This is a genomic window from Xanthobacter versatilis (assembly GCF_043193975.1).
In the GTDB taxonomy this organism is placed as follows: Bacteria; Pseudomonadota; Alphaproteobacteria; order Rhizobiales; family Xanthobacteraceae; genus Xanthobacter; species Xanthobacter autotrophicus_E.
The window spans coordinates 167,235-193,268 of record NZ_JBAFVB010000003.1 but is presented as its reverse complement, the minus strand read 5'-3'; the positions used below and the strand labels follow the sequence as shown (position 1 = coordinate 193,268).

Sequence of the window (26,034 nt, the reverse complement as noted above, 5' to 3'; positions counted from 1 at the left end):
CACATAGGGAAAGGCGATTCGCACGTTGGGGGGCCTCAAGATGCCGTTCACCCTTCACCTCTCCCGGCGGGGGGCGCTCAGGTTGGGCGCGGCCCTCGGCGGCGCCGTCCTCGCCGATGCGCTGATGCCGGTCCGGGCCGAGGATGACCCGGATGTCACCACCATCAAAGGGCTCAAGCCCGGGCAGTGGGTGTGGTATCCGGAGCGCGCGCCGGAGGGCTTCGTCGCCATCGTGGTGAACCTCACCGACCAGCTCTGCTTCGTCTATCGCAACGGCGTGCGCATCGGGGTCGCCACCGTCTCCACCGGCAAGGACGGGCACGAGACGCCGACCGGCGTTTTCACCATCCTCGGCAAGGACGTGGACCACCACTCCTCCATCTACAACAACGCCTCCATGCCCTACACCGAGCGCCTGACCTGGTCCGGGGTGGCGCTGCATGCGGGCGGGCTGCCGGGCTATCCCTCCTCTCACGGCTGCGTGCACCTTCCGCTCGCCTTCTCCAAGCTGGTGTTCACCGTCACCCATCTGGGCACCCCGGTGATCATCGCCGACAGCCATTCGGCGCCGCAGGACGTGCTGCACCCCGGCCTGCTCATGAGCGAGGGGCTGGAGCAGCAGCTCGCCGTCTCGGCCACCGGCCAGGGCGCGCCGCCCGAGGACCAGGCGCAGGTGGCGGCGGCGGCCGGCGCTTCGGTGCCCATCGCGCCCGCCCCGCCGGAGCCGGTGTCCATGGTGGTCAGCGGAGCGGACCGGAGCATCACCGTGCTGCGCGGCGCCCAGACCACGGTGCAGGGTCCCGTCACCATCCGCGATCCGGCAACGCCGCTGGGCAACGTGGTCTATGTGCTGATGTCCACGGACGGTGCCGCGCCGCGCTGGAGCGCCATTGCCTATGAGGGCGGCAAGCAGCCGCCTGGGGAAGCGCAGCAGGCGCTGGCGCGCATCACGGTGGACCCCGCCATCAACAAGCAGGTGGCAGCTCTGGTGACGCCGGGGGCGACCCTGTTCGTCACCGACCTGCCGGCCCATCCGGGCACCCGCAACGACGGCGGCTTCGTGGTGATGACCCACAAGGTGGAAAGCTGATGCGCCGCGCCGTCGGCGCCCTGCTCGGCCTGCTGGTCGCGGGCGCGCCGGCGCTGGTGCTGGCGCAGCAGGTAGCGCCCCCGGCCGCGCTTCCCGGCAAGCCGGCGGCGCGGCCCGCCGCGGCAGGGCCGGTCCCGGCCAAGGAGTTGTTCGGACGGGTGCAGGACCCCGCGCCCCTCGCCGCCCGCTCCATCGGCTTTTATTCCAAGGGCTGTCTCGCGGGCGCGCAGGCGTTGGCGGTGAACGGGCCGAACTGGCAGGTCATGCGGCTGTCCCGCAACCGCAATTTCGGCCATCCCGATCTCGTCGCCTTTCTGGAGCGCTTCTCCGCGCAGGTGCCGAAGGTGTCGTCCTGGCAGGGCATCCTTGTGGGCGACATGTCCCAGCCGCGCGGCGGCCCCATGCTCACCGGCCACGCCTCCCACCAGATCGGCCTCGACGCCGACATCTGGCTGACCCCGAGCCCCGGCCGGGAGCTGAGCCGGGAGGAGCGCGAGAAGCTGTCCGCGTCCATGATGGTGCGCGCCGACCGCCGCGACATCGATCCCGCCAACTGGCGGCCCGACCACTGGAAGGTCATCCGCGCCGCCGCCCTCGACCCGCGCGTGGAACGCATCTTCGTGAACGCGGCCATCAAGAAGGCCCTGTGCCGGGAGGCGAGCGGCGACCGCTCCTTCCTCGCCAAGGTGCGTCCCTACTGGGGCCACGACTACCACATGCATGTCCGCCTCACCTGCCCGCCGGGCAACCCGGACTGCCGCCCACAGGAAGCCCCGCCCGCCGGCGAGGGCTGCGGATCGGAACTGGACTGGTGGTTCACCGACGAAGTGCTGCACCCCAAGCCCGAGAAGGAACCGGCGAAGCCCAAGCCGCCTTTAACCCTTGCCGACCTGCCCGAGGCCTGCGCGGCGGTGCTGGGCGCCAGATGAAGAACCGCATGAGGGCGTGAACCCGCCCGGCGTGGGGAAGCAACGATAACGGAGGACGCCATGACCGACCTTACCGACCTCTTCCCCGGCTTCGACTCTCACTATGTGGACACCAGGGCCGGCCGCATCTTCCTGCGGCAGGGCGGCACCGGATCGCCGCTGCTGCTGCTCCACGGTTTCCCGCAGAGCCACGTCATGTGGCACAAGGTGGCGCCCAAGCTCGCCGAGCAGCACACCCTCATCATCCCCGATCTGCCCGGCTACGGCTGGAGCGCGGCGCCGGAAGAAGGCACGGACCACGCCCCCTATTCCAAGCGTGCCATGGCCGCCGCCATGGTGGAGGTGATGGAGCATCTGGGCTTCGCTCATTTCGCGCTCATGGGCCACGATCGCGGCGCGCGGGCCGGTTACCGGCTCGGCCTCGACCATCCCGGCCGGCTGGACCGCCTGGTGGTGCTGGACATCGTCCCCACCTACGTCATGTGGCACAAGATGGACCGGGCACGGGCGCTGCAGGTGTACCACTGGTCAATGCTAGCCCAGCCCAAGCCCCTGCCGGAGAAGCTCATCGGCTCCCATCCCGCCTGGTTCCTCGACTGGACCATGGCGAGCTGGACCGGATCCAAGGACCTCTCGCCCTTCGATCCCCGCGCCATGGCCCAATACCGCGCCGCCATCTCCTCGCCCGACCGGCTCCACGCCATGTGCGAGGACTACCGGGCCGGCGCCACCATCGACCTCGCCCATGACGAGGCGGATATGGCCGCCGCGCGCACCCTCTCCTGCCCCACCTTCGCCCTGTGGGGCGCGGCCGGCATCCCGAGCCGTGGCGCAAGCCCGCTGGAGGCCTGGAAGGTCTTCGCGCCCAAGCTGGAAGGCGCGGCGGTGGAAGCCGGCCACTTCGTCGCCGAGGAGGCGCCGGGGGGGGTGCTGGCCGCTGTGCTGCCGTTTCTGGCGGGGGACTGATACCAGCGGCATCGGCCTGAGATCCCGGCCGAGGAAAAAGGATTTCGCGACCCGACGGGCCCGCGAATTCTTCCATCCCTCAAACAGTGGATGTGCTGGGAATGCGGTTTTCTATGCTTAACGCAATGACAACACGTCATCGCGTGCGTCAGGATAGATCCTGAACGCACGACAGCATGGAGAAGGCCGATGATACCGTCTTTCCTGCCGATGGCGACGTGCGCCGCGGCCCTTGCCACCCTCGCCACCTTCACGACCACCGAAGCCCAGGCGGCCACGCGCTACGGCGTCACCTGCATCCACAACCGGACGCAGCACGCCATCAATTTCGATGTCAAGGTCGGGAAAGACGGGAACTGGGGCAGCTACCGCCTCCAGCCCGGTTGGAACCGGAGCTTTTCGCACAAATATGACAAGCAGAATGAAAACCACTCGCCCCCGATCTACATCCGGTTCGACTCCGACCTGCGCGGGAAGACCTTCTGGACCGAATACAAGCTGGAGCGACGGGCCGCCACCGGCGAAACCTGCGCGGAAGGCAAGCCCTACAATTTCAGGTATGAGCAGAACAACCGGGACTTCATCGACCTGAAGGCGTCCAGCTGAAGGGCTCGATTGCTCCGGGGCGACGGCTACCTGCGATCCTGGAAGAAGGCGCGCAGCACCTCGGCGGCCTGGCGTTCGGCGATACCGCCGTAGACTTCGGGCATGTGGTGGCAGGTGGGCTGGGAGAAAAAGCGCGGCCCGTGCTCCACCCCGCCGCCCTTGGGATCGGACGCGCCATAATAAAGTCGGCGGATGCGCGCGAAGGAAAGCGCTGCCGCGCACATGGCGCAGGGCTCCAGCGTCACGTAGAGATCGCAGTTGAGCAGGCGCTCGGATTTCAGCCGCGCGCCTGCTGTGCGCAGCACCAGGACCTCGGCGTGGGCGGTGGGATCATTGAGTTCCCGGGTGCGGTTGCCGTCGCGGGCGATCACCTCGGCACCGCGCACCAGGACGGCACCCACCGGTACCTCGCCACGCTCTGCGGCGGCCCGCGCCTCGTTCAGCGCCATCTGCATATAGGTTCCGGACATGGTGCCTCTGTCATCGCCGCGCTCGCCGCGCCGCCTCGCCTGTGCTAACTGCCCCTCATGCCGCGCACATCACCGCCCCGCAAGGACAAGAACCGCGTTCCGCGCATCAAGCGCGAACTCACCCCCGCCGCGCCCAAGGAGGCCGAGCGGATCGCCAAGGTCGTCGCCCGCGCCGGCCTCGGCTCGCGCCGCGAGATCGAGGAATGGATCGAGGCCGGCCGCGTGGCCGTCAACGGCGAGGTGCTCACCACCCCCGCCGTCACCGTCACGGCCGAGGATGCCATCACCGTGGATGGCGCCCCCCTGCCCGAGCGCGAACGCACCCGCCTCTTCATTTACCACAAGCCCAGGGGCGTGGTGACCACCAATCGCGACCCTGAAGGCCGCACCACCCTGTTCGAGATCCTGCCCCAGGGCCTGCCGCGCCTCGTAAGCGTCGGGCGGCTGGATCTGAATTCGGAAGGCCTGCTGCTGCTCACCAACGACGGCGGGCTTGCCCGCGTGCTGGAGCTGCCGGAGACCGGCTGGCTGCGCCGCTACCGCGTGCGCGCCAATGGCGAGGTCAACCAGGCCCAGCTCGACAGCCTGCTGAAGGGCATCACCGTCGATGGGGTGGAGTACGGCCCCATCGAGGCGGAGCTGGACCGGGTGCAGGGCGCCAATGCCTGGATCACGGTGTCCCTGCGCGAGGGCAAGAACCGGGAAATCCGCAATGTGTTCGGCGCCCTGGGCCTCCAGGTGAACCGGCTGATCCGCGTCTCCTACGGCCCGTTCCAGCTGGGCGATGTCCCGGAAGGCGGCATCGAGGAGGTGCGCACCCGCGTGCTGCGCGACCAGATCGGCAACGACCTCGCCGCCGCAGCAGGAGCCGATTTCACCGGCCTGCTGGTGGAGCGCGAGCTGGAAGAGGCCCCGCCCCGCGTGGCACTGCGCCCCGCCGGCAAGCGTCAGGCGGAAGCCGAAAAGGGCGGCACCCTGAAGGCGCCGGCCCGCCGTTCGCGGCAGGACGAGGATTTCGACGCGCCGGTGGAGGATGTCATCCGCCCCGCCGGCCCCCGCACGCGCCGGCGCATGAGCGATGAAAATGCCGTGGAGAGCCGTGGCTCGGTGGCCGACCGCAAGGGCCGCACGGTGAAGGTGGAACGCGTGGTGGCGCCCAAGGCAGACGCCCCGACGCGTGGCGCCCGAACTGGTGCCCGGCCCGGTGCCCGCAAGAGCGACAGGGACGAAGCGGGAGCCCGCCCGTTCCGCCGCGGTCCGGCCGAGGGCAAGGAGCGCTTTTCCGAGCGCGGACCAGCCCGCGCCGGTTTCCGCGACGATGCCCGTGGCCCGCGCCGCGAGCGCGATGATCGCGAGGATTTCCGTCGCCGTCCCACCCGGGAGGGAGAGGATCGCCCCCGTCGCCCGCGTCCGGAGACAGCGGATGGCGCCCCCCGGCGCGGCCGCGACGAGCGCCCGCAGCAGGGCGAGCGGCCCTTCCGCACCCGCAGCGAACGGCCGGACCGCACCAGCGAGCAGGAGGGCCGGCCCGCCCGTGGCGGCAGCCGTCCTTATGGCGACAAGCCGGCGGGGCGTGCCCGTCCGACGGGTGACCGGCCGGCGGGTGCTGGCCGCGCTTACGGCGAGAAATCCGAAGGCTCGGGTCGCGCTTATGGCGACAAGCCGGCGCGGAACCGTCCCACCGGGGACAGGCCTTCAGGTGGCGCAGGCCGCTCCTACGGCGAACGCTCGTCCGAGGGAGCAGGCCGCGCCTATGGCGACAAGCCGGCGCGGGGCCGTCCCTCCGGAGACAGGCCCACGGGTGGTGCGGGTCGCGCTTACAGCGAACGCTCATCCGAAGGCGCGGGCCGTGCCTATGGCGACAAGCCGGCGCGGAGCCGCCCCTCCGGTGACAGGCCCACGGGCGGTGCTGGTCGCTCCTACAGCGAACGCTCGTCCGAAGGTGCGGGTCGCGCGTACGGCGACAAGCCGGCCGGCGCACGCAGCTTCGGCGGCAAGCCGGGGGGCAAGCCCGGCGCCGGTCGTGGCGGCTTCGGTGGCAAGCCGGGCGGGAAGCCCGGCGGGCGCGCGGGCGGTGGCAAGGCTGGCGGCGGCAAGCCTGCGGGTCCGCGCGGCAAGCGCTGATCGGCGAGAAAATCGTCCATGCGCATCGTCGGCGGCAGATTGAAAGGGCGCGCGCTGAAGGGCCCTTCCTCCAGCGCCACCCGGCCCACCTCGGACCGGCTGCGCGAGAGCCTGTTCAACATGCTCGCCCACGCCTATGGCGACCCATGCGACGGAGCGCGGGTGCTGGACCTGTTCGCCGGCACGGGGGCTCTGGGCATTGAGGCGCTGTCGCGCGGCGCCCGCTTCACCCTGTTCGTGGAAGAGGCGGCGGAGGCCCGTGGCCTCATTCGCGACAATGTGGAGGCGCTGGGCCTCACCGGCGTCACCAAGGTGTTCCGCCGCGACGCCACCCGCCTCGGCGACATGGGGCCGGGCGAGCCTCATGGCCTCGTCTTCTGCGATCCGCCCTATGGCAAGGGGCTGGCCGAGCAGGCGCTGACCAGCGCCGTGGCGGGCGGATGGCTCGCGCCCGACGCGCTAGTGGTGGTGGAGGAGCGCACCGGCCTCTTCACCGGGCCGGATGGCTTCCGCGAGATCGAGCGCCGCGCCTATGACGAGAGCGAGCTGATCTTTCTGGAAGTGGCCTGAGCGCCGGACTGAGACCAACGGCTCCGGTCTTCGACCGGTGCCGACAGGGTCGCGCTCGGGCGCCGCGTGGGCTTGAACAAAAGCCCATGAGCCAAGCTCGCGGGCTTTTGGCATCACCGCTCGGCGCGGACGATCACGTCCATCAGTTCCTTGACCTTCTGCCGCTGGTCCTCCGCATCGCCGGAGCGGATGGCGTGCTCCACGCAATGGGCCACATGGTCCCGCAGCACCTCCTCCTCCACCCGCTTCAGGGCGGCGCGGACGGCGGATACCTGCGTGATCAGGTCGATACAGTAGCGGTCCTCCTCCACCATGCGGGAGAGGCCGCGCACCTGGCCTTCGATCCGGCTCAGGCGCTTGAGGACTTCTTCTTTCGTCGGGCTGCGCATGGCTTGTCATATACCCCCTCAGGGTATATTCAACAAGGCGAGATACCCCCAGGGGGTTCAATCAACGCCCTGAACATGAGCCAGCGCAAGGCCGCCTCGCGGAAATGGCCTTCATCTGGCCCCGACACTTCCGGAGCCGCCGCCCCATGGCCCAAGACCACTCGGCACGAGACCACTCGGCACAAGATAACTCGTCACACGATCATGCCCACCCCGCGGACGGCGGCCACGACTGCTGCGGCGGCAAGGCGCCTCCGCCCCTGGACCTCAACGCCCCGCCCGGCTCCGCCCCTAAGGCCGCTTTGCCGGAGACGGTGAAGGATCCCGTCTGCGGCATGGACGTGAAGACCGACCCGGAGGCCGCAAAGCCCACGTCCGTCTACAAGGACCAGACGTATTTCTTCTGCTGTAACGGCTGCAAGACCAAGTTCGAGACCGAGCCGGAGAAGTACCTCGCCCCGGTGAAGGATCCGGTCTGCGGCATGACCGTGGAGCCCGGCCGCGCCAAATATTCGGCGCGCCACGACAAGAAGCCGTATTTCTTCTGCTCGTCGTCCTGCGAGACCAAGTTCAAGGCCGACCCCGGCCGCTATGTGGAAGGCGGCTCCGCCCCTCCCCCGCCGCCGGAGAAGGTACCGGAAGGCACCATCTACACCTGCCCCATGGATCCGGAGATCCGCCAGATCGGCCCCGGCATCTGCCCCATCTGCGGCATGGCGCTGGAGCCGGAGATCGTCACCCTCGACGAGGGGCCGAACGCGGAACTCGCCGACATGACGCGGCGGTTCTGGATCGGCCTCGCGCTGACGCTGCCCGTGTTCGTGCTGGAGATGGGCCAGCACCTGCTCGGCCTGCACCTGCTACCGCAGCAGACCTCGAACTATGTGCAGTTCCTGCTGGCGACCCCGGTGGTGCTGTGGGTGGGCAAGCCCTTCTTCGAGCGCGGCTGGCTCTCGCTCAAGTCGCGCCATTTCAACATGTTCACCCTCATCGCCCTGGGCACCGGGGTGGCCTATCTCTATTCGCTGGTGGGCACATTCGCCCCCGGCCTGTTCCCCCACGATTTCCACGCCCACGAAGGCGGCGTGCCGGTCTACTTCGAGGCCGCCGCCGTCATCACCGTTCTGGTGGCGCTGGGCCAGGTGCTGGAGCTGCGCGCCCGCGAGCGCACCTCCGGAGCCATCAAGGCGCTGCTGTCGCTGGCGCCGAAGACCGCCCTGCGCGTGAAGGCCGACGGCACCGATGAAACCATCGACCTCGGCCTCGTCGCCCCCGGCGACGTGCTGCGCGTGCGCCCCGGCGAGAAGGTGCCGGTGGACGGCGTGGTCGCCGAAGGCCGCGCCGTGCTGGATGAAAGCCTCGTCACCGGCGAGAGCCTGCCGGTGAGCAAGGAAACCGGCGAGAAGGTCATCGGCGGCACGCTCAATTCCTCCGGCGCTTTCACCATGCGCGCCGACAAGGTGGGCCGCGACACCCTGCTCGCCCAGATCGTGCAGATGGTGGCGCAGGCCCAGCGCTCCCGCGCGCCAATACAGCGCCTCGCCGACCAGGTGTCGGGCTGGTTCGTCCCGCTGGTGCTGGCGGCGGCGGTGGTCGCCTTCGCGGTATGGATGATGGTGGGCCCCGAGCCGCGCCTCACCTTCGCGCTCATGGCGGCCGTGTCCGTGCTCATCATCGCCTGCCCCTGCGCGCTCGGCCTTGCCACCCCCATGTCGGTGATGGTGGGCGTGGGCCGCGGCGCCCAGCTCGGCGTGCTGGTGAAGAATGCCGAGGCGCTGGAGCGCATGGAGAAGGTGGACGTGGTGGTGGTGGACAAGACCGGCACCCTCACCGTGGGCAAGCCCAGGGTGGTTGCGGTCGAATCCCTGCGGAATATCGACGAGGTGGAGCTGCTGCGCCTCGCCGCGAGCCTCGAGCGGGCGAGCGAGCATCCCCTCGCCGCAGCCATGGTGCAGGAGGCCAAGGCGCGCACGCTCGCCCTGTCCGAGCCGTCCGGCGTGGACAGCCCCGCCGGCAAGGGGATCACCGGCACGGTGGACGGCCGCCGGATCGCGGTGGGCCATGCCGCCTTCATGAGCGAGAATGGCATTCCCACCGACAAGCATACCGCCGCCGCCGAAGCCTATCGCCGCGAGGGCGCCACCGCCGTGTTCGTCGCGGTGGACGGCAAGGCCGCCGGCCTCATCGCCATCGCCGATCCGGTGAAGGACACCACCGAGGCGGCCCTGCAGGCGCTCACCCGCGACGGGGTGCGGGTGGTCATGCTCACCGGCGACAACCGCACCACTGCGCTCGCCGTGGCCAAGCGCCTCGGCATCACCGAGGTGGAAGCGGAAGTGCTGCCCGACCACAAGGCCGACGTGGTCCAGCGCCTGCGCTCCGAAGGCCATGTGGTGGCCATGGCCGGCGACGGCGTGAACGACGCCCCGGCCCTCGCAGTGGCTGACGTGGGTATCGCCATGGGCACCGGTACCGACATCGCCATGGAGAGCGCGGGCATCACACTGCTGAAGGGCGACCTCTCTGGCATCGCCCATGCGCGCGGCCTGTCGCGGGCGACCATGGCCAATATCCGCCGCAACCTGCTGTTCGCCTTCCTCTACAATGCGGCGGGCGTGCCCATCGCGGCGGGCGTGCTCTATCCCAGCCTCGGGCTCTTGCTCTCGCCCATGGTGGCGGCGGCGGCGATGGCGCTGTCCTCGGTAAGCGTTATCACCAATGCCTTGCTGCTACGCGGCTGGCGCCCGCGCTGAGGGGCGCACCTTTACACCCGCGCCGTGCCCGCCGATCATGGCGCGGGATCGCACATGGCCGACATGTCCTTGAAGTTCGCACAGGCGCGCGGCGCGCTGCGGGCCTTCGGCTCGGGGCTGCTGGGGCTTGCCCTGCCGCCCACCTGCATCGCCTGCGGCGGCATCACCGGAATGGCCGGCGGCCTGTGCGGCCCGTGCTGGGGCAAGCTCGCCTTCATCAGCCGGCCGTTCTGCGAGCGCACCGGCGCGCCCTTCACCCACGATCCCGGTGGCGCGCGGATCTCGGCGCAGGCGCTGGACGATCCCCCGGCCTTCGACCGCGCCCGTGCCGCCGTGACCTTCAACGACGTGGCCCGCGACCTCGTCCACAAGCTGAAATATGCTGACCGGCTGGATGTCGCCGCACCGCTGGCCCGGCTGATGGCCCAGGCTGGCGCGGATGTGATCGCCTCCGCCGACATCATCGTGCCGGTGCCGCTGCATCCGTTCCGCCTGTGGCGCCGCCGCTTCAACCAGGCGGCGCTGCTCGGCCGGCACCTGGCGGCGGCCACCGCCATCCCCCAGCGCACCGACCTTCTCGCCCGGCGCCGCTCGACCCCCTCGCAGACGGCGCTGGGCCGGGCGGAACGCCGCGCCAACGTGGCCGGCGCCTTCGCCGCATGCGGCAATGCAGCATCCCATCTTGAGGGCCGGCGCGTGCTGCTGGTGGATGACGTATTCACCACCGGCGCCACGCTGGATGCCTGCGCACAAGCCCTGCGTCGGGCGGGCGCCATCCAGGTGGATGCCCTGACATTTGCGCGGGTTGTCGATTTCGCCTGAAAACCCTAACTATGGTACGACGCTTTCGTGACGGTGCCCCGCCGTCCCGCAACCCATTTGTGACACCATGAAACCCATCGAGATCTATACTAAGAGCTGGTGCCCCTATTGCCATTCCGCCAAGGAATTGCTGCGCCGCAAAGGCTTGACCTTCACCGAGATCGACGTGACCACCGACAAGGACGGTCAGGAAGAAATGACGCGCCGCGCCGGCGGGCGCACCAGCGTGCCGCAGATCTTCATTGGCGAGACCCATGTGGGCGGCTGCGATGACCTCTACGCCCTTGAGGACGCCGGCCGGCTGGACCAGCTGGCCGCCTGAGCTTTTCTTTCCGTGATGCGCTGACCCGTGCAAGACTAGAAAAGGGCCCCATCTATCTGGGGAGACGCCAGCATCGGGCGCGCGCGACGTGCGCATGACGGATCAGGGCGGGTTCAGCATCCAGGAAAGAGCGGGCCTCATGACCTCGGCCGACACATCCGACACCCTCCGCATCGCACTGGTGCAGTTGCGCAGCGGCCGGGATCCGGCAGCCAATCTCGACGCCACCGTAGCCTTGGTGCGCGAGGCCGCGCGGGACGGGGCGCGCTATGTGCAGACGCCCGAGGTCACCAACCTCATGGAGCTGGACCGCGCCGTCCTGTTCGAAAAGCTGCGGGAGGAGGCGGACGACGCCACCCTCAAAGCCCTGCGCCAGCTGGCGCAGGAGCTGGGCATCTTCCTCCACATCGGCTCGCTGGCCCTGAAGGTGTCGGACAAGAAGGCGGTCAACCGCGCCTTCATGGTCGGACCCGACGGCGAGATCATCGCCCGCTACGACAAGATCCACATGTTCGACGTGGATCTGGGCAACGGCGAAAGCTATCGCGAATCTTCCGCCTACCGCCCCGGCGAGCGGGCGATCCTGGCCAATGTGGGCGCGTTCCGCTTCGGCCTCACCATCTGCTACGACCTGCGCTTCCCCTCCCTCTACCGGGCGCTGGCCGAGGGCGGCGCGCAGGTGCTCACCGTGCCGTCCGCCTTCACCCGGCCCACCGGGGAGGCGCACTGGCACGTGCTGCTGCGGGCGCGGGCCATCGAGAACGGCGCCTATGTGCTGGCGGCCGCCCAGGGCGGCAAGCATGAGAACGGCCGGGAGACCTTCGGCCATTCGCTGGTGGTGGACCCCTGGGGCCGTGTGATCGCCGAAGGCGGCGCCGACCCCGGCGTGATCCTCGCCGAGATCGACCTGAAGGAAGTCGCCGCCGCTCGCGCGCGCATCCCCTCCCTCTCCAACGGCCGCCGGTTCGAGATCGCCGAGCCGGGCCAGACCATCGGCCACCTCAGCGTGGTGCGGGCTTCGTCATGATCCGCTACACCCTCAATTGCGCGTCGGGCCACCAGTTCGAGAGCTGGTTTCCCTCCTCCGCGAGCTTTGATGCCCAGCAGGCGCGCGGGCTGGTCAGCTGCCCCACCTGCGGCTCGCCCGAGGTGCAGAAGGCGGTGATGGCGCCCTCCGTCGCCCGCACCGACCGCGCCCCAGCCCCCGTGGCGGAAGACGCCCCGCCTGCGGCTGGCGCCCCGGCCGCCTCTCCCGCCCCTGCGCCGGCGGACATTCCGGTGCCGGTGCTGAGCCAGCCCGACGGCGAGCTGCGCGCCCTCATCCGCGAGCTGCGCGAGCACATCGTGAAGACATCCGATTATGTGGGCGACGAGTTCGCCGACCTCGCCCGCAAGATGCACGACGGCGAGATCGAGCACCGCTCCATCTACGGCGAGGCGACGGTGGAAGAGGTCAAGGCCCTGCGCGAGGACGACGTGGAGGTGCTGCCCCTGCCCGTGCTGCCGGAAGACCGCAACTGAGGCGCGGTCTCGTTCCGAAAATCCGGCCTAGCCGACCCGCTCCGCCACCATGAAATAGTTCACCGACAGATCCTCGGTCAGGTGGAAATCCCCGCTGAGCGGCTCGTAGGCGAGGCCCACCTTCTCCTGCGCGGCGAAGCCGGCGGCGGCGAGGGTCGCCTCCAGCTCCTCGGGAGTGATGAACTTCTCCCAGCGATGGGTGCCCGGCGGCAGCCAGCGCAGCACATATTCGGCCCCAACGATGGCAAGGGCGAAGCTCTTGGCGGTGCGGTTGAGGGTGGAGAGCACCAGCACGCCGCCGTCCGTCACCAATTGCCCGGCGGTGCGCACGAACAGGCCCACGTCCGCCACGTGCTCCACCACCTCCAGCGCCACCACCACGTCGAAGCGGTCGCCGCGGGACGCCAATTCCTCGGCGGTGACCGCCTCATAGTCGACGGCAAGGCCGGAGGCCGCCGCATGCGCACGGGCGATCTCCACATTGCCCGGGGCGGGATCGATGCCGCGCACCTGCCCGCCCATGCGCGCCAGCGGCTCGCTGAGCAGGCCGCCGCCGCAGCCGATGTCGAGGATGGAAAGGCCCTTCAGCGGCCGCAGGGCACGCGCATCACGGCTGAAATGGCGCACCAGCGCGTCGCGCAGGAAGGCAAGCCGCGCCGGGTTCATGGCGTGGAGCGGCGCCATCTTGCCCTTCTCGTCCCACCACTGCGCGCCCAAGGCATCGAAGCGGGCGACCTCGGCCGGATCGACGGTGGCGTTCATCTGCGACATGGGGCCTCCTCGGCAGACGCCGTTTCGCCCCCAGCATTAGGCGGGAGGCGCGGAGGGAGCAAGGCGGCGGTGCGCCGCCCCGGCTCAGCCGCGCACCAGGCCAACGATGTCCTTCACCTCGGCGATGGTCTGGTCGGCGATGACGCGGGCACGATCCGCACCGTCGATGAGGATGGCGTCGATCGCGGCGGGCTCCGCCATCAGGCGCTGCATCTCGGCGCCGATGGGGCCGAGCTTCTCCACCGCCAGATCCACCAGCGCCGCCTTGAAGGCAGAGAACTGGGCGGTGCCGTAGTCCTTCAGCACATCGGCCTTGGTGCGGTCGGAGAGCGCGGCGAAGATGCCGACCAGATTGTCCGCCTCGGGACGGCCCTTAAGGCCCTCTTCCTCGGTGGGCAGGGGCTCGGGATCGGTCTTCGCCTTGCGCACCTTGCCGGCGATGGTGTCGCGGTCATCGGTCAGGTTGATGCGGGAGAAGTCGGAGGGGTCCGACTTGGACATCTTCTTGGCGCCGTCGCGCAGGCTCATCACCCGCGTGGCGGGCCCGGCGATCAGCGGCTCGGTGAGGGGGAAGTAGCCGTCCGCGTGGCCGTGCGCGGCGATAGAGGGGCCAAAATCCGTGTTGAACTTCTGCGCGATGTCGCGCGTCAGCTCCAGGTGCTGCTTCTGGTCCTCGCCCACCGGCACGTGGGTGGCGCGATAGAGCAGGATGTCGGCCGCCATCAGGTCGGGATAGGCGAACAGGCCCACCGAGACGTTCTCGCGGTCCTTGCCGGCCTTCTCCTTGAACTGGGTCATGCGGTTGAGCCAGCCCATGCGGGCGACGCAATTGAAGATCCAGGCCAGTTCCGCGTGGCCCGACACCTGGCTCTGGTTGAACACGATGTGCGCCTTGGGGTCGATGCCGCAGGCGATGAAGGCGGCGGTAACCTCGCGGATGTGGCGCTTCAGCTCCACCGGGTCCTGCCACACGGTGATGGCGTGGAGGTCCACCACGCAATAGATGCACTCGTGGCTCTCCTGAAGCGCCACGAAGCGCTTGATGGCGCCGAGATAATTGCCGAGGTGCAGGTTGCCCGTGGGCTGCACGCCGGAAAACACGCGATCCGCGACCGCCGCCATGGCGACCTCCAAAAGAGCGGCGCACCGCTCGTAAAAGCCTTGCGGGGGCAAGGCACCGCGGGGACCTTGGCGCGGCGAGGGCTTTCGCCCGACGCAGCCTTGGCCTTCCCGACCCGCATGGATGAACCCCGGCGGCCGAAAGCGCGGCCATGTGCGGGGAGACGATGGGCCGCGTCATGCCACCTGGTGCCCCGCCGCGCAAGGGGCGCAGAGTCGGGGCGGGAGCTGGCGCCTCAGGGCTGCGGCACCAGCCTCGGCAGCAGCGCCTTGAGCAGCAAGGCGGCGGCGCCATAGACCACGCCGCCGCTGCCCACCAGCCCGGCCAGCCGCACGGCCGCCGCCATCTGGCCCTCCGGCACCGGCCACAGCGCCGCGAGCACGGCGACGCCGCCGCCCATGAGCAGGCTCGCCGCCACAAGCCCCAGGGCGGAGAGCAGCACCGCGTGGGAGAAGGCGAGCGCCCCCGCGCGCACCAGCAGCCCGCCCAGCACCAGGACGGAGACGAAAGCCGACAGCGCCGCCGCCGCCACCGCCGCCCGTGGACCTGCGACCACCCCCAGGCCGAAGGCCGCGAGCAGGCAGACCGCGAGGGAGCCGAGGGCGACGCGCTCCGCCGTCTTCACCCGGCCGCAGGTGGAGGCCGTGGCGGACAGGATGCGCTCCAGCCCCTGCGCGGGCAGCGACACGGCAAGCACGGCCAGCAGCGCGCCGGTGAGGCGGGCATCCTCGCCGTCGAAGCTGCCGCGCTGAAACAGGGTGACAACGATGGGCTCCGCCAGCACGGCCAGCCCGGTGGCCGCCGGCAGGGCGAAGGCGAGTGCCGCAAGCATGGCGCGGCCGGAAGCCTCCGGGGCGTCGCTCGCCGCGCCCGAGAGCGCGCTCTTGCGCAGCAGCGCCGGCACCAGCACAGCCCCGGCGCTGGCGCCCACGAGGCCGAGGGGCAGGTCCATGAGGCGCTGGGCATAGTTCAGCGCCGCCACGGCGCCGGGGCTCGCCGAGACGGCGGCGGCGATGATGATGAGGCGGAACTGGCTCAGGCCCGCGAACAGCAGCGCAGGAGCTGCGGCGCGCACGACTCCCAGCGCCTTGCGCCATGGCCATCCGCCGGCCGAGGCCCCCGGCAATGGCCCAGGCGCCGCCGGACAGCCGCGCGCGGCCGCCATCATGAGGCAGAGCTGGGAGATGCCCGCAGCCACGGTGGCGGCGGCGATGGCCAAGGCGGCGGTGTCGCTCTCCATCAGCCCGCGCAGGAGCAGCACCGCGATGACGGCGAGCACGGTGAGGTTGGCGGCCACCGGGGCCAGCGCCGGTAACAGCACCCGATAGGCGCCGTTGGCGACGCCCCCATAGATGGCGGCAAGCCCGGCGAACGGCAGATAAAGCACCGCCACCCGCCCGCACAGCACCGCCACGTCGGCGCGCGGGCCGCCCGGCTCGAAGCCCGGGGCCATCAGGCGGATGACCAGCGGCATGAACAACGCGGCAAGGAGCGCGAACGCGAGCAATGTGCCGAACAGCAGCGCCAGCGTCGCCCGCGCGAGCCGACGGGGGGCGCCTTCGCCCTCGCCCTCGGCTTGGGCCAGGGCCGGGATGAAGGCGAGGTTGAATGCGCCTTCCGACAAAAGCCGCCGGGCCAGCAGCGGCAAGGCGAGGGCGGCCACCAGCGCATCGGCGCTGGCCCCGGTGCCGAGCACCGCGGCGGTGGCCGCATCCCGCACAAAGCCGAGGACGCGGGAGGACAGCGTCGCCGCCGAGACGATGGAGGTACGGGCGAGGAGGGACATGGACCGGTTCTGCCCCGCCCCGCGGGCGCTGTCGATGGCCATCCGGTGTCGCGGGCGCCAAAAGAAAACGCCCGCTTACGCGGGCGTTTTTTGTCATTCGGGACCAGTCGATCCGGTCAGGCCTGGGGCTGGGGCTCGATGGAACCGCCGGCGCCGCCCTGACGAGGGCGCTTGGTGGTGGGAATGCCCGAGCTGCGCGGGTTCGACGGCTCGATCACGCTTTCCCGGTTCGGCGTCTTGCCGTCCAGAAGGTCGATGATCTCGTCGCCCGAGAGCGTCTCGTATTCCAGCAGGCCGCGCGCCAGGATCTCAAGCTCGTCCTGGTGCTCGGTGAGGATGCGCTTAGCCTCGGCGTGACCCTCGTCCACGAGGCGACGCACCTCGCGGTCGATGGTCTGGGCGGTGGCCTCGGACACGTTCTGCTGGCGCGACACCGACATGCCCAGGAACACCTCGTCCTGGTTGTCGCCATAGGCCACGGTGCCGAGATCCGCCGAGAAGCCCCAGCGCGTCACCATCAGCTTGGCGAGGCGGGTCGCCTGCTCGATATCGGAGGCAGCGCCGGAGGTCACCTTGTCGTGGCCGAAGATCAGCTCTTCCGCCACGCGCCCGCCCATGATGATGGCAAGGCGCGAGGTCATCTGCTCGTAGGACATGGAAAGCTTGTCCCGCTCGGGCAGCTGCATGACCATGCCGAGGGCCCGGCCACGCGGAATGATGGTGGCCTTGTGCACCGGGTCGGTGGCCGGCACCTTCAGCGCCACGAGGGCGTGGCCGCCCTCGTGATAGGCGGTCAGCATCTTCTCTTCCTCGGTCATGACGAGGGAGCGGCGTTCCGCGCCCATCATGACCTTGTCCTTGGCGTCCTCGAACTCGGCCATGGTGACCATGCGCTTGTTGCGCCGGGCCGCCATCAGCGCCGCCTCGTTGCAGAGGTTGGCAAGGTCCGCGCCGGAGAAGCCGGGGGTGCCGCGGGCGATGGTCTTCAGGTTCACGTCCGGGGCGACCGGGATCTTGCGGGCGTGCACCTTCAGGATCTGCTCGCGGCCCACCACGTCCGGGTTCGGCACGATGACCTGGCGGTCGAAGCGGCCGGGACGCAGCAGCGCCGGGTCGAGCACGTCCGGACGGTTGGTGGCGGCGATGAGGATGATGCCCTCGTTCGCCTCGAAGCCGTCCATTTCGACCAGAAGCTGGTTGAGGGTCTGCTCACGCTCGTCATTGCCGCCGCCGAGGCCGGCGCCGCGATGGCGACCCACCGCGTCGATCTCGTCGATGAAGATGATGCAGGGCGCGTTCTTCTTCGCCTGCTCGAACATGTCGCGCACGCGGCTGGCGCCGACGCCCACGAACATCTCCACGAAGTCCGAGCCGGAGATGGTGAAGAACGGCACGTTGGCCTCGCCGGCGATGGCGCGGGCCAACAGCGTCTTGCCGGTACCGGGGGGGCCGACCAGCAGCACGCCGCGCGGGATGCGGCCGCCGAGGCGCTGGAATTTCTGCGGGTCACGCAGGAAGTCCACGATCTCGGTGAGGTCGCTCTTGGCCTCGTCGATGCCGGCCACGTCGTCAAAGGTGACGCGTCCGTGCGCCTCGGTCAGCAGCTTGGCGCGGCTCTTGCCGAAGCCCATGGCCTTGCCGCCAGCGCCCTGCATCTGGCGCGACAGGAAGATCCACACGCCGATGAGGGCCAGGAACGGCAGCCAGGACACCAGCAGGCTCACGAACCACGGCACATTGTCCGACGGCGCGCGGGCGGTGATCTGCACGCCCTTGCCGTACAGCCGCTGCACGAGGGACGGATCGTTCGGCGCGTAGGTCTGGAAGCTGCCGGAACGGTCGGAATAGGTGCCGGTGATATTCGGCCCCTCAATCACGACCTCGCGCACCTTGCCGGCGTCAACATCGTTGAGGAGCTGCGAGAAGGAGATCTCGTTCGCGTTCGTGCGCTGCCCCGGGCTGTTGAACAGCGAGAACAGGGCAAGAAGCAGGAGGACGATGATCACCCAAAGGGCGAAATTGCGTAGATTGGCGTTCATTGAACCCTCGTGGGGACAGACAGGGCCAGCCCGTTTTGACGCCTTACCATACGGAAGGAATACCTCCGCACTGGACTGCCGTCAGTGGGGCCTCCCGCACCGTCCGCTGCCTAATCTAGGAGCGAGGCCCCTTTTTGCCAAGGACGACAGGCCCATCGACCGGTGAATTCCGTGCGAGAAGACCGCGTTCGCGGCGCGGCGGCGCGGCCGAGACGCACAGATCCGCCCCGCGCAGGCTCACCAGGGCACCGGCCAGGGTGCGGCGAAAGGGGCCAGAGGGGACGCGCGCTGCAGCTTTCAGGGCCTCGTAAAGGGCTTCCAGCTTGGCAAGCTCCACCGGGCCTTCGGTCCCCACCTTCTGGATGGCCCGGCCGAGCAGGCGCAGGGCGATCTCGTCCGGCAGGGCGGCAAAGGCGCGGACGTCGAGACTGACGGCACCTGGGTGCTCTTCGGGACCAAGGCGGATGACGGCGGCCTCGGCCGCATCGGTCGCGGCCTCCAGCGCCTGGTCCGCCCGCGCGATCCGGCGCGCCAGCACGGCGAGGCGGCGGGCGTCGAGCCCCTCCCCCGCCAAAGCCGGCGCCATGGCGCGCAGGCGGGGGCGGGCGAAGCGTGGGTCGCTGTTGCTGGGATCACGGACGAACGCCACGCTAGCCGCCTCCAGCGTCGCCACCAGCCGCGCCTTGGGCACGTCGAGCAAAGGGCGCAGCAGCGCCAAGCCGTCGCGCGCGGCATCGCCGCGCATGCCGGACAGGCCGGAGAGGCCCGAACCGCGGGCGAGACGGAACAGCACCGTCTCCGCCTGATCGTCGCGGGTGTGGGCGAGCGCGATGGCGGTGGCCCCGGCCTCGCGCGCGGCGTCCGCCAGCAGGTCGTAGCGCGCCTCCCGCGCCGCCTCCTGGATGCCGTGGGTCGGTTTGGCCCCCTGCCAGATCAGGATGCGATGGGGTACGCCCAGAAAGGTGGCGAAGGCGCCGACCGCTTCGGCCTCGGCTGCGGCCTCGGCCCTCAGGCCGTGGTCCACCGTAGCGGCGATCAGGTCCGGACCGGACGCACGGCCCGCGCGCCAGCGCGCGGCCAGATACAGCAGGGCAGTGGAATCAGGCCCGCCGGATACGGCGATCAGGATGCGGGGATGGGCCGTGAATGGGGCGAACAGGGCATCGAGCGCGCCGTCCTCGATGGGGGGATTCTCCGGGAGATCGATCGCCCCCGTGTCCATCGCCGCGCCTCCACCCGGGTCATTCGGCCTCAGCAGCCGACGCGCTTCTGTTCCCGCTCCACCGCCTGGCGAATGGAGGACGGGGCGCGCGGATACTTGCGGTCGACCTCCTGCAGGGTAGCGCAGGCGGTCTCCTTCTCGCCGAGGCCGGCGAGGGACTGCCCGAGCCGCAGCAGCGCCTCGGGGGCGCGGGTGGAATTGGGATATTTGGTGGAGACCTCCAGGAAGGAGGCCGCCGCGTCCCCGTAATTCTGGCGCAGGAACAGGCTCTCCCCGAGCATGAAGGTGGCGTCGGGAATGATGCGGTCGCCGGACGCGGACTGGATGATCTGCCGGAAGGTCTGCTCTGCGCCGGCATAATCCTGGCGCTGGAGCTGGGCCTGGCCGGCGTCGTACAGCTCGCGCACGGAGCCGCCTGATCCTGGCAGCGCGGCCACCTGCGTGCCCCCCGCAGGCCGCCCGCCGGGAACGGCTTCAGCCGGGCGCGGCAGGGCCGCAGCGGCGCTGGCGGGCGAGCCCAAAGGCTGCGGCGCGCCGGGGGCCGCCGGGTCCATGTTGGGATCGAAGGCGTCGGATCGCTTGCCGGAAGCGCCGGGCACGGTCGCCGGGCGACCTGAAGGCAATGTCGCCGCCGGCGCCACGCCAGGCGCGGCCGCCGCGGCCGGGGCCCGGGCACCGCCGGAGCCTTCCTCCAGCCGGCGCACCTGCGCCTCAAGCTGCTGGTTTCGGTACTGCAGCTGCTCCACCTGCCCGGTGAGCTGGCGCAGGGAGGATTCGAGCCGCTCCATGCGACCGACCAGCTCGGTCTCGTCGCCGCCCTGCACGGGCTGGGGCGTGGCGGCCGGGGGCTTGAAGATATTGCCGAACAATCCGCCGTCCTGCTGGGCAGCGGCGGGCAGCGCGACGGCGCTCAGGGCGAGGGCGAGAACACCGACCAGCGGCAGGCGCATCATCTTGGGTCCAAGGGCTTGTGGCGGGAAGAACGGCCGGGATCAGCCTCCCGAGCGCTCAAGAATAGGAGGTGGATCACGTCCAAAGTGTGACTCGGCAAGGGCTTGGAAGTCGCGCCTGAAGGCGACGGCCTACAGCCGCCCGGTTCCGGACACAAGACACTCCCGCTCCCCCTCCCCCGCAAAGCGAAAGGGCCGGCAGCCGCAGGCGGCGCCGGCCCTTTTCGATGCGACCGGCTGGCGCCCTCAGGCGCCGCCGGCGTTCAGCACGGTGACGGCGCGACGGTTCTGCGACCAACAGGAGATGTCGTTGCAGACCGCGACGGGGCGTTCCTTGCCATACGAGATCGTCCGCATGCGGGCCGGATCGATACCGCGGGCAGCGAGATAGTCACGCACGCTCTGGGCCCGCTTGGCGCCGAGGGCGATGTTGTATTCGCGGGTGCCGCGCTCGTCCGCATGGCCTTCGATGGTGAAGGTGTAGCGGTTCCACTGCTGGAGCCACTGGGCCTGACGATCCAGGGTGGCCCGCGCCTGGGGCGTGAGGTCGGTCTGGTCGCTTTCGAAGAACACGCGATCGCCCACCGCCACCACGAATTCCTGTGGCGAACCGGGCGGGCCGCCCGCACCACCGGCACCGGCGGCGTTCTGGTTGGGATTGTTGGCACACGCGGCAAGGGCCAGCGCGAAGCCGAAAAGCGCCGCGAACCGGAACCCGCGAGCTAGCCTGAGGAAACGCATTCCGGTATCTCCCTTCTCAACGCTGGACCGGAGGCTTTCGTCTATCAGCCGGCCGGTTAAGCGAACGTTCCGTGCACGGCCTGAAGCCGCATGTCCTGCCGGAAACCGCGCGGCGCACCGCACTTCCTGCGCGCCATGGTTTCCAAGCCGTTATCCTTGAACCTCACCCAGCGCGCAGCGGCACGCCCGCTCCAGGCGAACAACGCGCATACGCCGGTTCCGAAGAGGGCCGCAGGACTGGCAACGCCGGCCCGTCGACACGGTCTTCACTGATGCCGTCTCGTGGCGTCATCATGGCGAGCAGGTGCAGGGCTCGGGGCAGACCGACGAGGCTGGCAGGCGTTGCACAAGTGCCACACTCGCAAGTGCCGCAATCGCCCATTCCGTGTCAGGCGCGGCCGGCTTCCCAGCGGGCCGCCTGTGCCTCCGCCTTCTTGCGGTCGGCGGCGGGCAGCTTCTCCAGCACCTCATCCAGCATGGGATCGCCTAGCCCGCGATGCTTGGCGAGCAGGTGCCACGCGGCGGCCTGGGTCTTGTCCTGCGACACCCCGCGCCCCACCGCGAGCAGCCGCGCATAGCGGTTCTGGGCGATGGCATTGCCGCCCAGCGCCGCCTTGCGGAACATGGCGGCGGCGGCCGCCTCGTCCTTAGGCACGCCCACGCCGTTGAACTGCATGATGGCGAACTCCACCTGCGCCGTGATGTGGCCAAGCCGCGCGGCGGACGCCATCAGCTGCGCCGATTGGGCCACGTCCTTCTCCACGCCGTTGCCCTCCTTGAGCAGCACGGCGAGGGCATATTGGGCATCCTCGATATCCTTGCCGGCCGCCACTTCGAACCAGCGCGCGGCTTCCGTCGGCTCTTTCGGGATCTGGCGGCCCTGGAGATAGAGCAGTCCGAGATTGTAGGCGGCAGGCCCATTGCCCTTTTCCGCCGCCTCGCGGAACAGCCTGGCGGCTTCCAGTTCGTCCTTCTTCAGGCCCTGCCCGGCCAGCGTCAGGTTGCCGAGGGAGAGGAGCGCGCCCGGCGAGCCTGCGGCCGCGGCCTTGCGATACCATTCGATGGCCTTGGAGAAATCCAGCGGCACGCCATAGCCGGAGCCGTAGAGGTCGCCCAGCAGGGTCATGGCGGCCGGGTCGGTTCCGGCGCGAGCCCGCTTCAGCGCCTCGTTGAAGGCAGAGAGGTAATAGCCGCGCTGGTAGGCGCCATAGGCAAGATCGCCGCTGCCGCCCGGCGTATCGAGGCTGGGATAAGAGATCTGCTGCCCTAGCAGCGGCGGCCCGCCCCCCGCGTCGGGACGCGGCGCGCCCGGCTTATTGGTGGGTTTGGCCGCAGGCTTTTCGGCGGGTTTGGCGGCAGGCTTGGCAGCGGGCTTCGCCGGCTTTTCGGATGAGGGCTTGTCCGAGGGTTTGGGCTGTGCAGCGGTCTGGGCGAGGGCCGGCGCGCCCACCAGCGCAAGGACCAGCGCGAGGTTCAGGGCGTAGACGCGCGCCATTCCCCGCGCAGACGTCGGCGAAACGCGCCGGACCTGACCCATGCTCATGGCTGGGCGTCCACGCGCGAAAGGCGGTCCATGGCCGCCGTCACCGTCGCCGCGCCGCCGTCCGCCACCAGCGCCTCGGCCAGCGCGACGAAATCGGCGCCGGCCTGGGCCAGAGCCTCGGCCTCGTCGAGGGAGGCGGCAAGACCCACGCAGGGCACCTCGAACAGCTCGGCCCACCAGGCCACGAGATCAAGAATCTCAGGAGCGTCCCCCGGCCGGGGCTCCAGGGCGCCGAAGAAGACATAGTCCGCCCCGCTTTCCCCGGCCTCCATGGCGTCGTGGCGGCTGGCGAGGCCGCCCGCCCCCACGATGGCCTGCGGCTTCAGCGCGCGCAGCGCGGCCTGAAGGCCGCGCAGATCGCTCACATGGACGCCATCGAGGCCAGCGGCGGTGACGAGAGTGTCCGGCCCCTCCACCAGCACCGCTGCATCGTGCTTCTGGAGCGCCTCGGCCACGGCGCGCAGGTGGCGGATATCGGGCGCGCCGTCTTTGGGCACGCGCAGCACCACGGCCGCCACGTCACCGGCGCGCACGGCCGCAGCCGCCGCGTCCGGCCGCAGCTCGGGCGTGAGGGTGAAGACGAGCATGAGTCGGGCGCCGGGCGGCGGCAAAGGGGAAGACATGGATGATCGGTCGGCCAAGAAATCGGCAAATTGGGGGCACGGCCCGCAGGAGCGCGGGCCGATCAGGCTGCGGCGCAATCTGACTGGTATCTGCTCTACCGCAAGTTCGCGGGCGGATACATGCCCAGCGGCTTCAAGGCGACCCGATCCTGCATCGACGACGCGAATCGGCCTGGAAGCCGAGCGGAATAAAAAAGGGCCGGCGCAAGCCGGCCCTTTTCTTCTCATGAGACGAGATGCGCTCAGGCAGCCTTGCGCTCTTCCTCCGACGACCACTGGCCGAGGGCGGCGAGCGAGTTCATGTGGGCGCGATGGGTGAACGCGGCCTGGGCCTTCGCCACGTTCTCGGCCTTGCCGGCCCACGCCTTCTGCGGCGCGGCCTGGAGCGCGCGGCCGTAGGAATAAGTGAGCTTCCAGGGCAGGCCGCCCAGCTTCACCATGGCGTCGAGATGGGCGGTGGCATCCTCGTCCGACTGGCCGCCGGAGAGGAAGGCGATGCCAGGCACCACGGATGGCACGCAGCTCTTCAGCACGCGCACGGTCTTTTCGGCCACCTCGGCCACGGAGGCCTGCTTGGCGGCCTTCTTGCCGGGCACGATCATGTTGGGCTTCAGCACCATGCCCTCGAGGCGGACGCGCTGGTAATACAGCTCCTCGAAGGTGGTCTTCAGCACCCACTCGGTCACCTGGTAGCAGGTGTCGATGTCGTGGCTGCCGTCCATGAGCACTTCCGGCTCCACGATCGGAACGATCTTGGCTTCCTGGCACAGGGCCGCGTAGCGGGCCAGCGCATGGGCGTTGGCGCGGATGGAGCCGTAGGAGGGGATGCCCTTGGCGGTGTCGATGTCGATCACCGCGCGCCACTTGGCGAAGCGAGCGCCGAGATCGTAGAATTCCTTGAGACGGCCGGCGAGGCCGTCGAGGCCCTCGGTGATGGTCTCGCCCGGGAAGGCCGGCTGGGGCTTGGCGCCCGCGTCCACCTTGATGCCGGGGATGGAGCCGGCCTGCTCGATGAGGCTGACGAGCGGCGTGCCGTCCTTGGCCTTCTGCCGGATGGTCTCCTCATAGAGGATGACGCCGGAGATGTACTTGGTCATGGCTTCCGATCGGAACATCAGCTCACGATAGTCGCGGCGGTTCTCTTCGGTGGATTCGACACCGATGGCGTCGAACCTCTTCTTGATGGTGCCGCTGCTCTCGTCTGCCGCCAGAATGCCCTTGCCGTCGGCCACCATTTTCTGCGCGATCGCGTCGAGCTCAGCCGTCATGTGCCTTCACCTGCCTTTTTGCCGCCCCTCGGCGGGCGTGGAGACCAGGGCGCGCCGGCCCCGATCATGAAGGACCCACGCACACCCCGACCGGCGGGGCGGGCGTGGGCCAGCGAGACATCATACCATTGCAGCGCAGCAAATGAACCCGCTGCGATGCAGCAAACAAACGCCCGGACGACATTTTGTCATCCGGGCGGTCTTTTTTCAGCGCCGAAGGGCCTCGACACCCGGCAGGGCCTTGCCTTCCAACCATTCCAGGAAGGCGCCGCCGGCGGTGGAGACGTAGGAGAAGTCTCCCGCGACCCCCGCATGGTTGAGCGCGGCCACCGTGTCGCCGCCACCAGCTACCGACAGCAGCGTACCGGCGCGGGTGCGCTTGCCCACGTCGCGGGCAACCGCCACCGTCGCGGCGTCGAAGGGCGTCATCTCGAAGGCGCCGAACGGGCCGTTCCAGACCACGGTCTTGGCGCCGTCGAGCTTCTGCGCCACCACCGCCACGGTTTCGGGACCGGCGTCGAGGATCATCTCGTCGTCGCCCACCTCGTCCACGCTGACGACGCGGTTCGCGGCATTGGCCTTGAACTCCTTGGCCACCACCGCGTCCACCGGCAGCACGATCTCGCAGCCGGCCGCCTTGGCCTTCTCCAGGATCTCGCGGGCGGTGTCGGCCAGGTCGTGCTCGCACAGCGACTTGCCCACCTTCTTGCCGAGGGCGGCAAGGAAGGTGTTGGCCATGCCGCCGGCGATCACCAGGATGTCCACCTTCTTCACGAGGTTCCCGAGAAGCTCGAGCTTGGAGGACACCTTGGAGCCGCCGACCACGGCCAGCACCGGACGCACCGGGGCCTCAAGGGCCTTGGTGAGCGCGGCGAGCTCGCTTTCCATGGAGCGGCCGGCATAGGCCGGCAGCTTGCGGGCCAGCCCCTCGGTGGAGGCATGGGCGCGATGGGCGGCCGAGAAGGCGTCGTTGACATAGATGTCGCCGAGGCTGGCGAGGGCCTCCACGAAATCAGGCGCGTTCTTCTCCTCACCCGCGTGGAAGCGGGTGTTTTCCAGCACGATCACCTCGCCAGCGGCGAGCCGGGAGATGGCGCTGGAGGCTTCCTCACCCACGCAATCGGAGGCGAACGCCACCTTGCGGCCGAGCTGGCCTTCCAGCGCCTTCGCCACCGGGGCGAGGGACTGGCTCTCGTCGCGGCCCTTGGGCCGCCCGAAATGCGCCAGTAGCACCGCCTTGCCGCCCTTGTCCGTGATGGTGCGGATGGTGGGCAGGATGGCTTTCAGGCGGGTCTCGTCGGTGACCCGTCCGCTTTCCATGGGCACGTTGAGGTCAACGCGCACGAGGACCCGCTTGTCGGCAAGGTCCGCGTCGTCGAGGGTTCGGAAGGCGGTCATCTTGGCGCCCC

Annotated in this window: 24 protein-coding genes; 11 read left to right on the top strand and 13 right to left on the bottom strand. The window is 69.8% G+C overall.

Annotated elements, in window-relative coordinates; all coding sequences use genetic code 11:
• Window positions 1-40: 40 nt before the first annotated feature.
• The 4 genes from V5F66_RS08405 (at window position 41) to V5F66_RS08390 (ending at window position 3,591) form a co-directional block, all read left to right on the top strand.
• On the top strand, window positions 41-1,090 hold the full coding sequence (locus V5F66_RS08405; RefSeq protein ID WP_394093629.1) for a L,D-transpeptidase: 1,050 nt from the start codon (window positions 41-43) through the stop codon (window positions 1,088-1,090).
• Entirely contained in the window at window positions 1,090-2,019 is a 930-nt protein-coding gene (gene mepA / locus V5F66_RS08400; RefSeq protein ID WP_393999061.1) for a penicillin-insensitive murein endopeptidase, read from the top strand. Before V5F66_RS08405 ends, mepA begins: the two co-directional genes overlap by 1 nt.
• Window positions 2,020-2,079: 60 nt before the next feature.
• Entirely contained in the window at window positions 2,080-2,985 is a 906-nt protein-coding gene (locus V5F66_RS08395) for an alpha/beta fold hydrolase (RefSeq protein WP_394093628.1), read from the top strand.
• 189 nt (window positions 2,986-3,174) lie between these two features.
• A complete protein-coding gene (locus tag V5F66_RS08390; protein WP_393999063.1) occupies window positions 3,175-3,591 on the top strand; it encodes a hypothetical protein in 417 nt (138 codons plus the stop codon).
• Between the two features lie 26 nt (window positions 3,592-3,617).
• Here the strand turns inward: V5F66_RS08390 and V5F66_RS08385 are convergent, their stop codons facing one another.
• Window positions 3,618-4,061 (bottom strand): nucleoside deaminase, encoded by a 444-nt coding sequence (locus V5F66_RS08385; RefSeq protein ID WP_149574911.1) that lies wholly within the window; start codon window positions 4,059-4,061, stop codon window positions 3,618-3,620.
• Between the two features lie 57 nt (window positions 4,062-4,118).
• Between V5F66_RS08385 and V5F66_RS08380 the strand changes: the two genes are divergently transcribed.
• Window positions 4,119-6,185, top strand: coding sequence for a pseudouridine synthase (locus V5F66_RS08380; protein WP_394093627.1), 2,067 nt, complete (start codon window positions 4,119-4,121; stop codon window positions 6,183-6,185).
• A gap of 18 nt (window positions 6,186-6,203) precedes the next feature.
• Window positions 6,204-6,755 carry a 16S rRNA (guanine(966)-N(2))-methyltransferase RsmD gene (gene rsmD, locus V5F66_RS08375; RefSeq protein WP_394093626.1) on the top strand — a complete coding sequence of 184 codons (552 nt, stop codon included), beginning with the start codon at window positions 6,204-6,206 and terminating at the stop codon, window positions 6,753-6,755.
• Window positions 6,756-6,868: 113 nt separating this feature from the next.
• Here the strand turns inward: rsmD and V5F66_RS08370 are convergent, their stop codons facing one another.
• Window positions 6,869-7,144, bottom strand: a complete 276-nt coding sequence (locus V5F66_RS08370; protein ID WP_012115069.1) for a metal-sensitive transcriptional regulator — start codon at window positions 7,142-7,144, stop codon at window positions 6,869-6,871.
• A gap of 146 nt (window positions 7,145-7,290) precedes the next feature.
• On the opposite strand from V5F66_RS08370, the gene V5F66_RS08365 reads away from it, so the two are divergent.
• The 5 genes from V5F66_RS08365 to V5F66_RS08345 all read left to right on the top strand — a co-directional run bounded on the left by V5F66_RS08365 (window position 7,291) and on the right by V5F66_RS08345 (window position 12,562).
• Window positions 7,291-9,897, top strand: coding sequence for a heavy metal translocating P-type ATPase (locus V5F66_RS08365; protein WP_394093625.1), 2,607 nt, complete (start codon window positions 7,291-7,293; stop codon window positions 9,895-9,897).
• A gap of 54 nt (window positions 9,898-9,951) precedes the next feature.
• The gene (locus V5F66_RS08360; protein WP_012115066.1) at window positions 9,952-10,719 is read left to right on the top strand and encodes a ComF family protein; all 768 of its coding nucleotides are present in this window, start codon (window positions 9,952-9,954) and stop codon (window positions 10,717-10,719) included.
• Between the two features lie 67 nt (window positions 10,720-10,786).
• A complete protein-coding gene (gene grxC, locus V5F66_RS08355) occupies window positions 10,787-11,041 on the top strand; it encodes a glutaredoxin 3 (RefSeq protein ID WP_012115065.1) in 255 nt (84 codons plus the stop codon).
• 139 nt (window positions 11,042-11,180) lie between these two features.
• Window positions 11,181-12,068: a carbon-nitrogen hydrolase family protein gene (locus tag V5F66_RS08350; protein ID WP_041577095.1), complete on the top strand. Its 888-nt coding sequence runs from the start codon at window positions 11,181-11,183 to the stop codon at window positions 12,066-12,068.
• The gene (locus V5F66_RS08345; RefSeq protein ID WP_394093624.1) at window positions 12,065-12,562 is read left to right on the top strand and encodes a DUF1178 family protein; all 498 of its coding nucleotides are present in this window, start codon (window positions 12,065-12,067) and stop codon (window positions 12,560-12,562) included. Before V5F66_RS08350 ends, V5F66_RS08345 begins: the two co-directional genes overlap by 4 nt.
• A 27-nt stretch (window positions 12,563-12,589) precedes the next feature.
• Here the strand turns inward: V5F66_RS08345 and ubiG are convergent, their stop codons facing one another.
• The 11 genes from ubiG to V5F66_RS08290 form a co-directional block, all read right to left on the bottom strand.
• A complete protein-coding gene (ubiG, locus tag V5F66_RS08340; protein ID WP_012115062.1) occupies window positions 12,590-13,333 on the bottom strand; it encodes a bifunctional 2-polyprenyl-6-hydroxyphenol methylase/3-demethylubiquinol 3-O-methyltransferase UbiG in 744 nt (247 codons plus the stop codon).
• Window positions 13,334-13,417: 84 nt separating this feature from the next.
• Window positions 13,418-14,455, bottom strand: a complete 1,038-nt coding sequence (trpS, locus tag V5F66_RS08335; protein WP_012115061.1) for a tryptophan--tRNA ligase — start codon at window positions 14,453-14,455, stop codon at window positions 13,418-13,420.
• Window positions 14,456-14,688: 233 nt separating this feature from the next.
• Entirely contained in the window at window positions 14,689-16,281 is a 1,593-nt protein-coding gene (gene murJ, locus V5F66_RS08330) for a murein biosynthesis integral membrane protein MurJ (RefSeq protein WP_394093623.1), read from the bottom strand.
• Window positions 16,282-16,355: 74 nt separating this feature from the next.
• On the bottom strand, window positions 16,356-18,278 hold the full coding sequence (gene ftsH, locus V5F66_RS08325) for an ATP-dependent zinc metalloprotease FtsH (RefSeq protein WP_012115059.1): 1,923 nt from the start codon (window positions 18,276-18,278) through the stop codon (window positions 16,356-16,358).
• Between the two features lie 115 nt (window positions 18,279-18,393).
• On the bottom strand, window positions 18,394-19,500 hold the full coding sequence (tilS, locus tag V5F66_RS08320) for a tRNA lysidine(34) synthetase TilS (RefSeq protein WP_394093622.1): 1,107 nt from the start codon (window positions 19,498-19,500) through the stop codon (window positions 18,394-18,396).
• Between the two features lie 29 nt (window positions 19,501-19,529).
• A complete protein-coding gene (gene ybgF, locus V5F66_RS08315) occupies window positions 19,530-20,453 on the bottom strand; it encodes a tol-pal system protein YbgF (protein WP_394093621.1) in 924 nt (307 codons plus the stop codon).
• A gap of 243 nt (window positions 20,454-20,696) precedes the next feature.
• Window positions 20,697-21,191: a peptidoglycan-associated lipoprotein Pal gene (gene pal, locus V5F66_RS08310; RefSeq protein WP_012115056.1), complete on the bottom strand. Its 495-nt coding sequence runs from the start codon at window positions 21,189-21,191 to the stop codon at window positions 20,697-20,699.
• 388 nt (window positions 21,192-21,579) lie between these two features.
• Window positions 21,580-22,686, bottom strand: coding sequence for a tetratricopeptide repeat protein (locus tag V5F66_RS08305; protein WP_394093620.1), 1,107 nt, complete (start codon window positions 22,684-22,686; stop codon window positions 21,580-21,582).
• 44 nt (window positions 22,687-22,730) lie between these two features.
• Window positions 22,731-23,321 carry a thiamine phosphate synthase gene (locus V5F66_RS08300; RefSeq protein ID WP_394093619.1) on the bottom strand — a complete coding sequence of 197 codons (591 nt, stop codon included), beginning with the start codon at window positions 23,319-23,321 and terminating at the stop codon, window positions 22,731-22,733.
• 278 nt (window positions 23,322-23,599) lie between these two features.
• Window positions 23,600-24,625, bottom strand: coding sequence for a class I fructose-bisphosphate aldolase (locus V5F66_RS08295; protein ID WP_012115053.1), 1,026 nt, complete (start codon window positions 24,623-24,625; stop codon window positions 23,600-23,602).
• 207 nt (window positions 24,626-24,832) lie between these two features.
• Window positions 24,833-26,023, bottom strand: a complete 1,191-nt coding sequence (locus V5F66_RS08290) for a phosphoglycerate kinase (protein ID WP_012115052.1) — start codon at window positions 26,021-26,023, stop codon at window positions 24,833-24,835.
• Window positions 26,024-26,034 lie beyond the last annotated feature (11 nt).

Excerpts from the sequence above, each read along its gene's own strand:
- V5F66_RS08295 (WP_012115053.1), bottom strand. The coding sequence starts at position 24,625 with ATGACGGCTGAGCTCGACGCGATCGCGCAGAAAATGGTGGCCGACGGC.
- V5F66_RS08305 (WP_394093620.1), bottom strand. The coding sequence starts at position 22,686 with ATGGCGCGCGTCTACGCCCTGAACCTCGCGCTGGTCCTTGCGCTGGTG.
- V5F66_RS08300 (WP_394093619.1), bottom strand. The coding sequence starts at position 23,321 with ATGCTCGTCTTCACCCTCACGCCCGAGCTGCGGCCGGACGCGGCGGCT.
- pal (WP_012115056.1), bottom strand. The coding sequence starts at position 21,191 with ATGCGTTTCCTCAGGCTAGCTCGCGGGTTCCGGTTCGCGGCGCTTTTC.
- V5F66_RS08390 (WP_393999063.1), top strand. The coding sequence starts at position 3,175 with ATGATACCGTCTTTCCTGCCGATGGCGACGTGCGCCGCGGCCCTTGCC.
- V5F66_RS08395 (WP_394093628.1), top strand. The coding sequence starts at position 2,080 with ATGACCGACCTTACCGACCTCTTCCCCGGCTTCGACTCTCACTATGTG.
- ftsH (WP_012115059.1), bottom strand. The coding sequence starts at position 18,278 with ATGAACGCCAATCTACGCAATTTCGCCCTTTGGGTGATCATCGTCCTC.
- V5F66_RS08360 (WP_012115066.1), top strand. The coding sequence starts at position 9,952 with ATGGCCGACATGTCCTTGAAGTTCGCACAGGCGCGCGGCGCGCTGCGG.
- V5F66_RS08405 (WP_394093629.1), top strand. The coding sequence starts at position 41 with ATGCCGTTCACCCTTCACCTCTCCCGGCGGGGGGCGCTCAGGTTGGGC.
- V5F66_RS08370 (WP_012115069.1), bottom strand. The coding sequence starts at position 7,144 with ATGCGCAGCCCGACGAAAGAAGAAGTCCTCAAGCGCCTGAGCCGGATC.
- V5F66_RS08350 (WP_041577095.1), top strand. The coding sequence starts at position 11,181 with ATGACCTCGGCCGACACATCCGACACCCTCCGCATCGCACTGGTGCAG.
- murJ (WP_394093623.1), bottom strand. The coding sequence starts at position 16,281 with ATGGCCATCGACAGCGCCCGCGGGGCGGGGCAGAACCGGTCCATGTCC.
- V5F66_RS08380 (WP_394093627.1), top strand. The coding sequence starts at position 4,119 with ATGCCGCGCACATCACCGCCCCGCAAGGACAAGAACCGCGTTCCGCGC.
- ybgF (WP_394093621.1), bottom strand. The coding sequence starts at position 20,453 with ATGATGCGCCTGCCGCTGGTCGGTGTTCTCGCCCTCGCCCTGAGCGCC.
- V5F66_RS08385 (WP_149574911.1), bottom strand. The coding sequence starts at position 4,061 with ATGTCCGGAACCTATATGCAGATGGCGCTGAACGAGGCGCGGGCCGCC.
- ubiG (WP_012115062.1), bottom strand. The coding sequence starts at position 13,333 with ATGTCGCAGATGAACGCCACCGTCGATCCGGCCGAGGTCGCCCGCTTC.
- trpS (WP_012115061.1), bottom strand. The coding sequence starts at position 14,455 with ATGGCGGCGGTCGCGGATCGCGTGTTTTCCGGCGTGCAGCCCACGGGC.
- grxC (WP_012115065.1), top strand. The coding sequence starts at position 10,787 with ATGAAACCCATCGAGATCTATACTAAGAGCTGGTGCCCCTATTGCCAT.
- rsmD (WP_394093626.1), top strand. The coding sequence starts at position 6,204 with ATGCGCATCGTCGGCGGCAGATTGAAAGGGCGCGCGCTGAAGGGCCCT.
- V5F66_RS08290 (WP_012115052.1), bottom strand. The coding sequence starts at position 26,023 with ATGACCGCCTTCCGAACCCTCGACGACGCGGACCTTGCCGACAAGCGG.
- V5F66_RS08345 (WP_394093624.1), top strand. The coding sequence starts at position 12,065 with ATGATCCGCTACACCCTCAATTGCGCGTCGGGCCACCAGTTCGAGAGC.
- V5F66_RS08365 (WP_394093625.1), top strand. The coding sequence starts at position 7,291 with ATGGCCCAAGACCACTCGGCACGAGACCACTCGGCACAAGATAACTCG.
- tilS (WP_394093622.1), bottom strand. The coding sequence starts at position 19,500 with ATGGACACGGGGGCGATCGATCTCCCGGAGAATCCCCCCATCGAGGAC.
- mepA (WP_393999061.1), top strand. The coding sequence starts at position 1,090 with ATGCGCCGCGCCGTCGGCGCCCTGCTCGGCCTGCTGGTCGCGGGCGCG.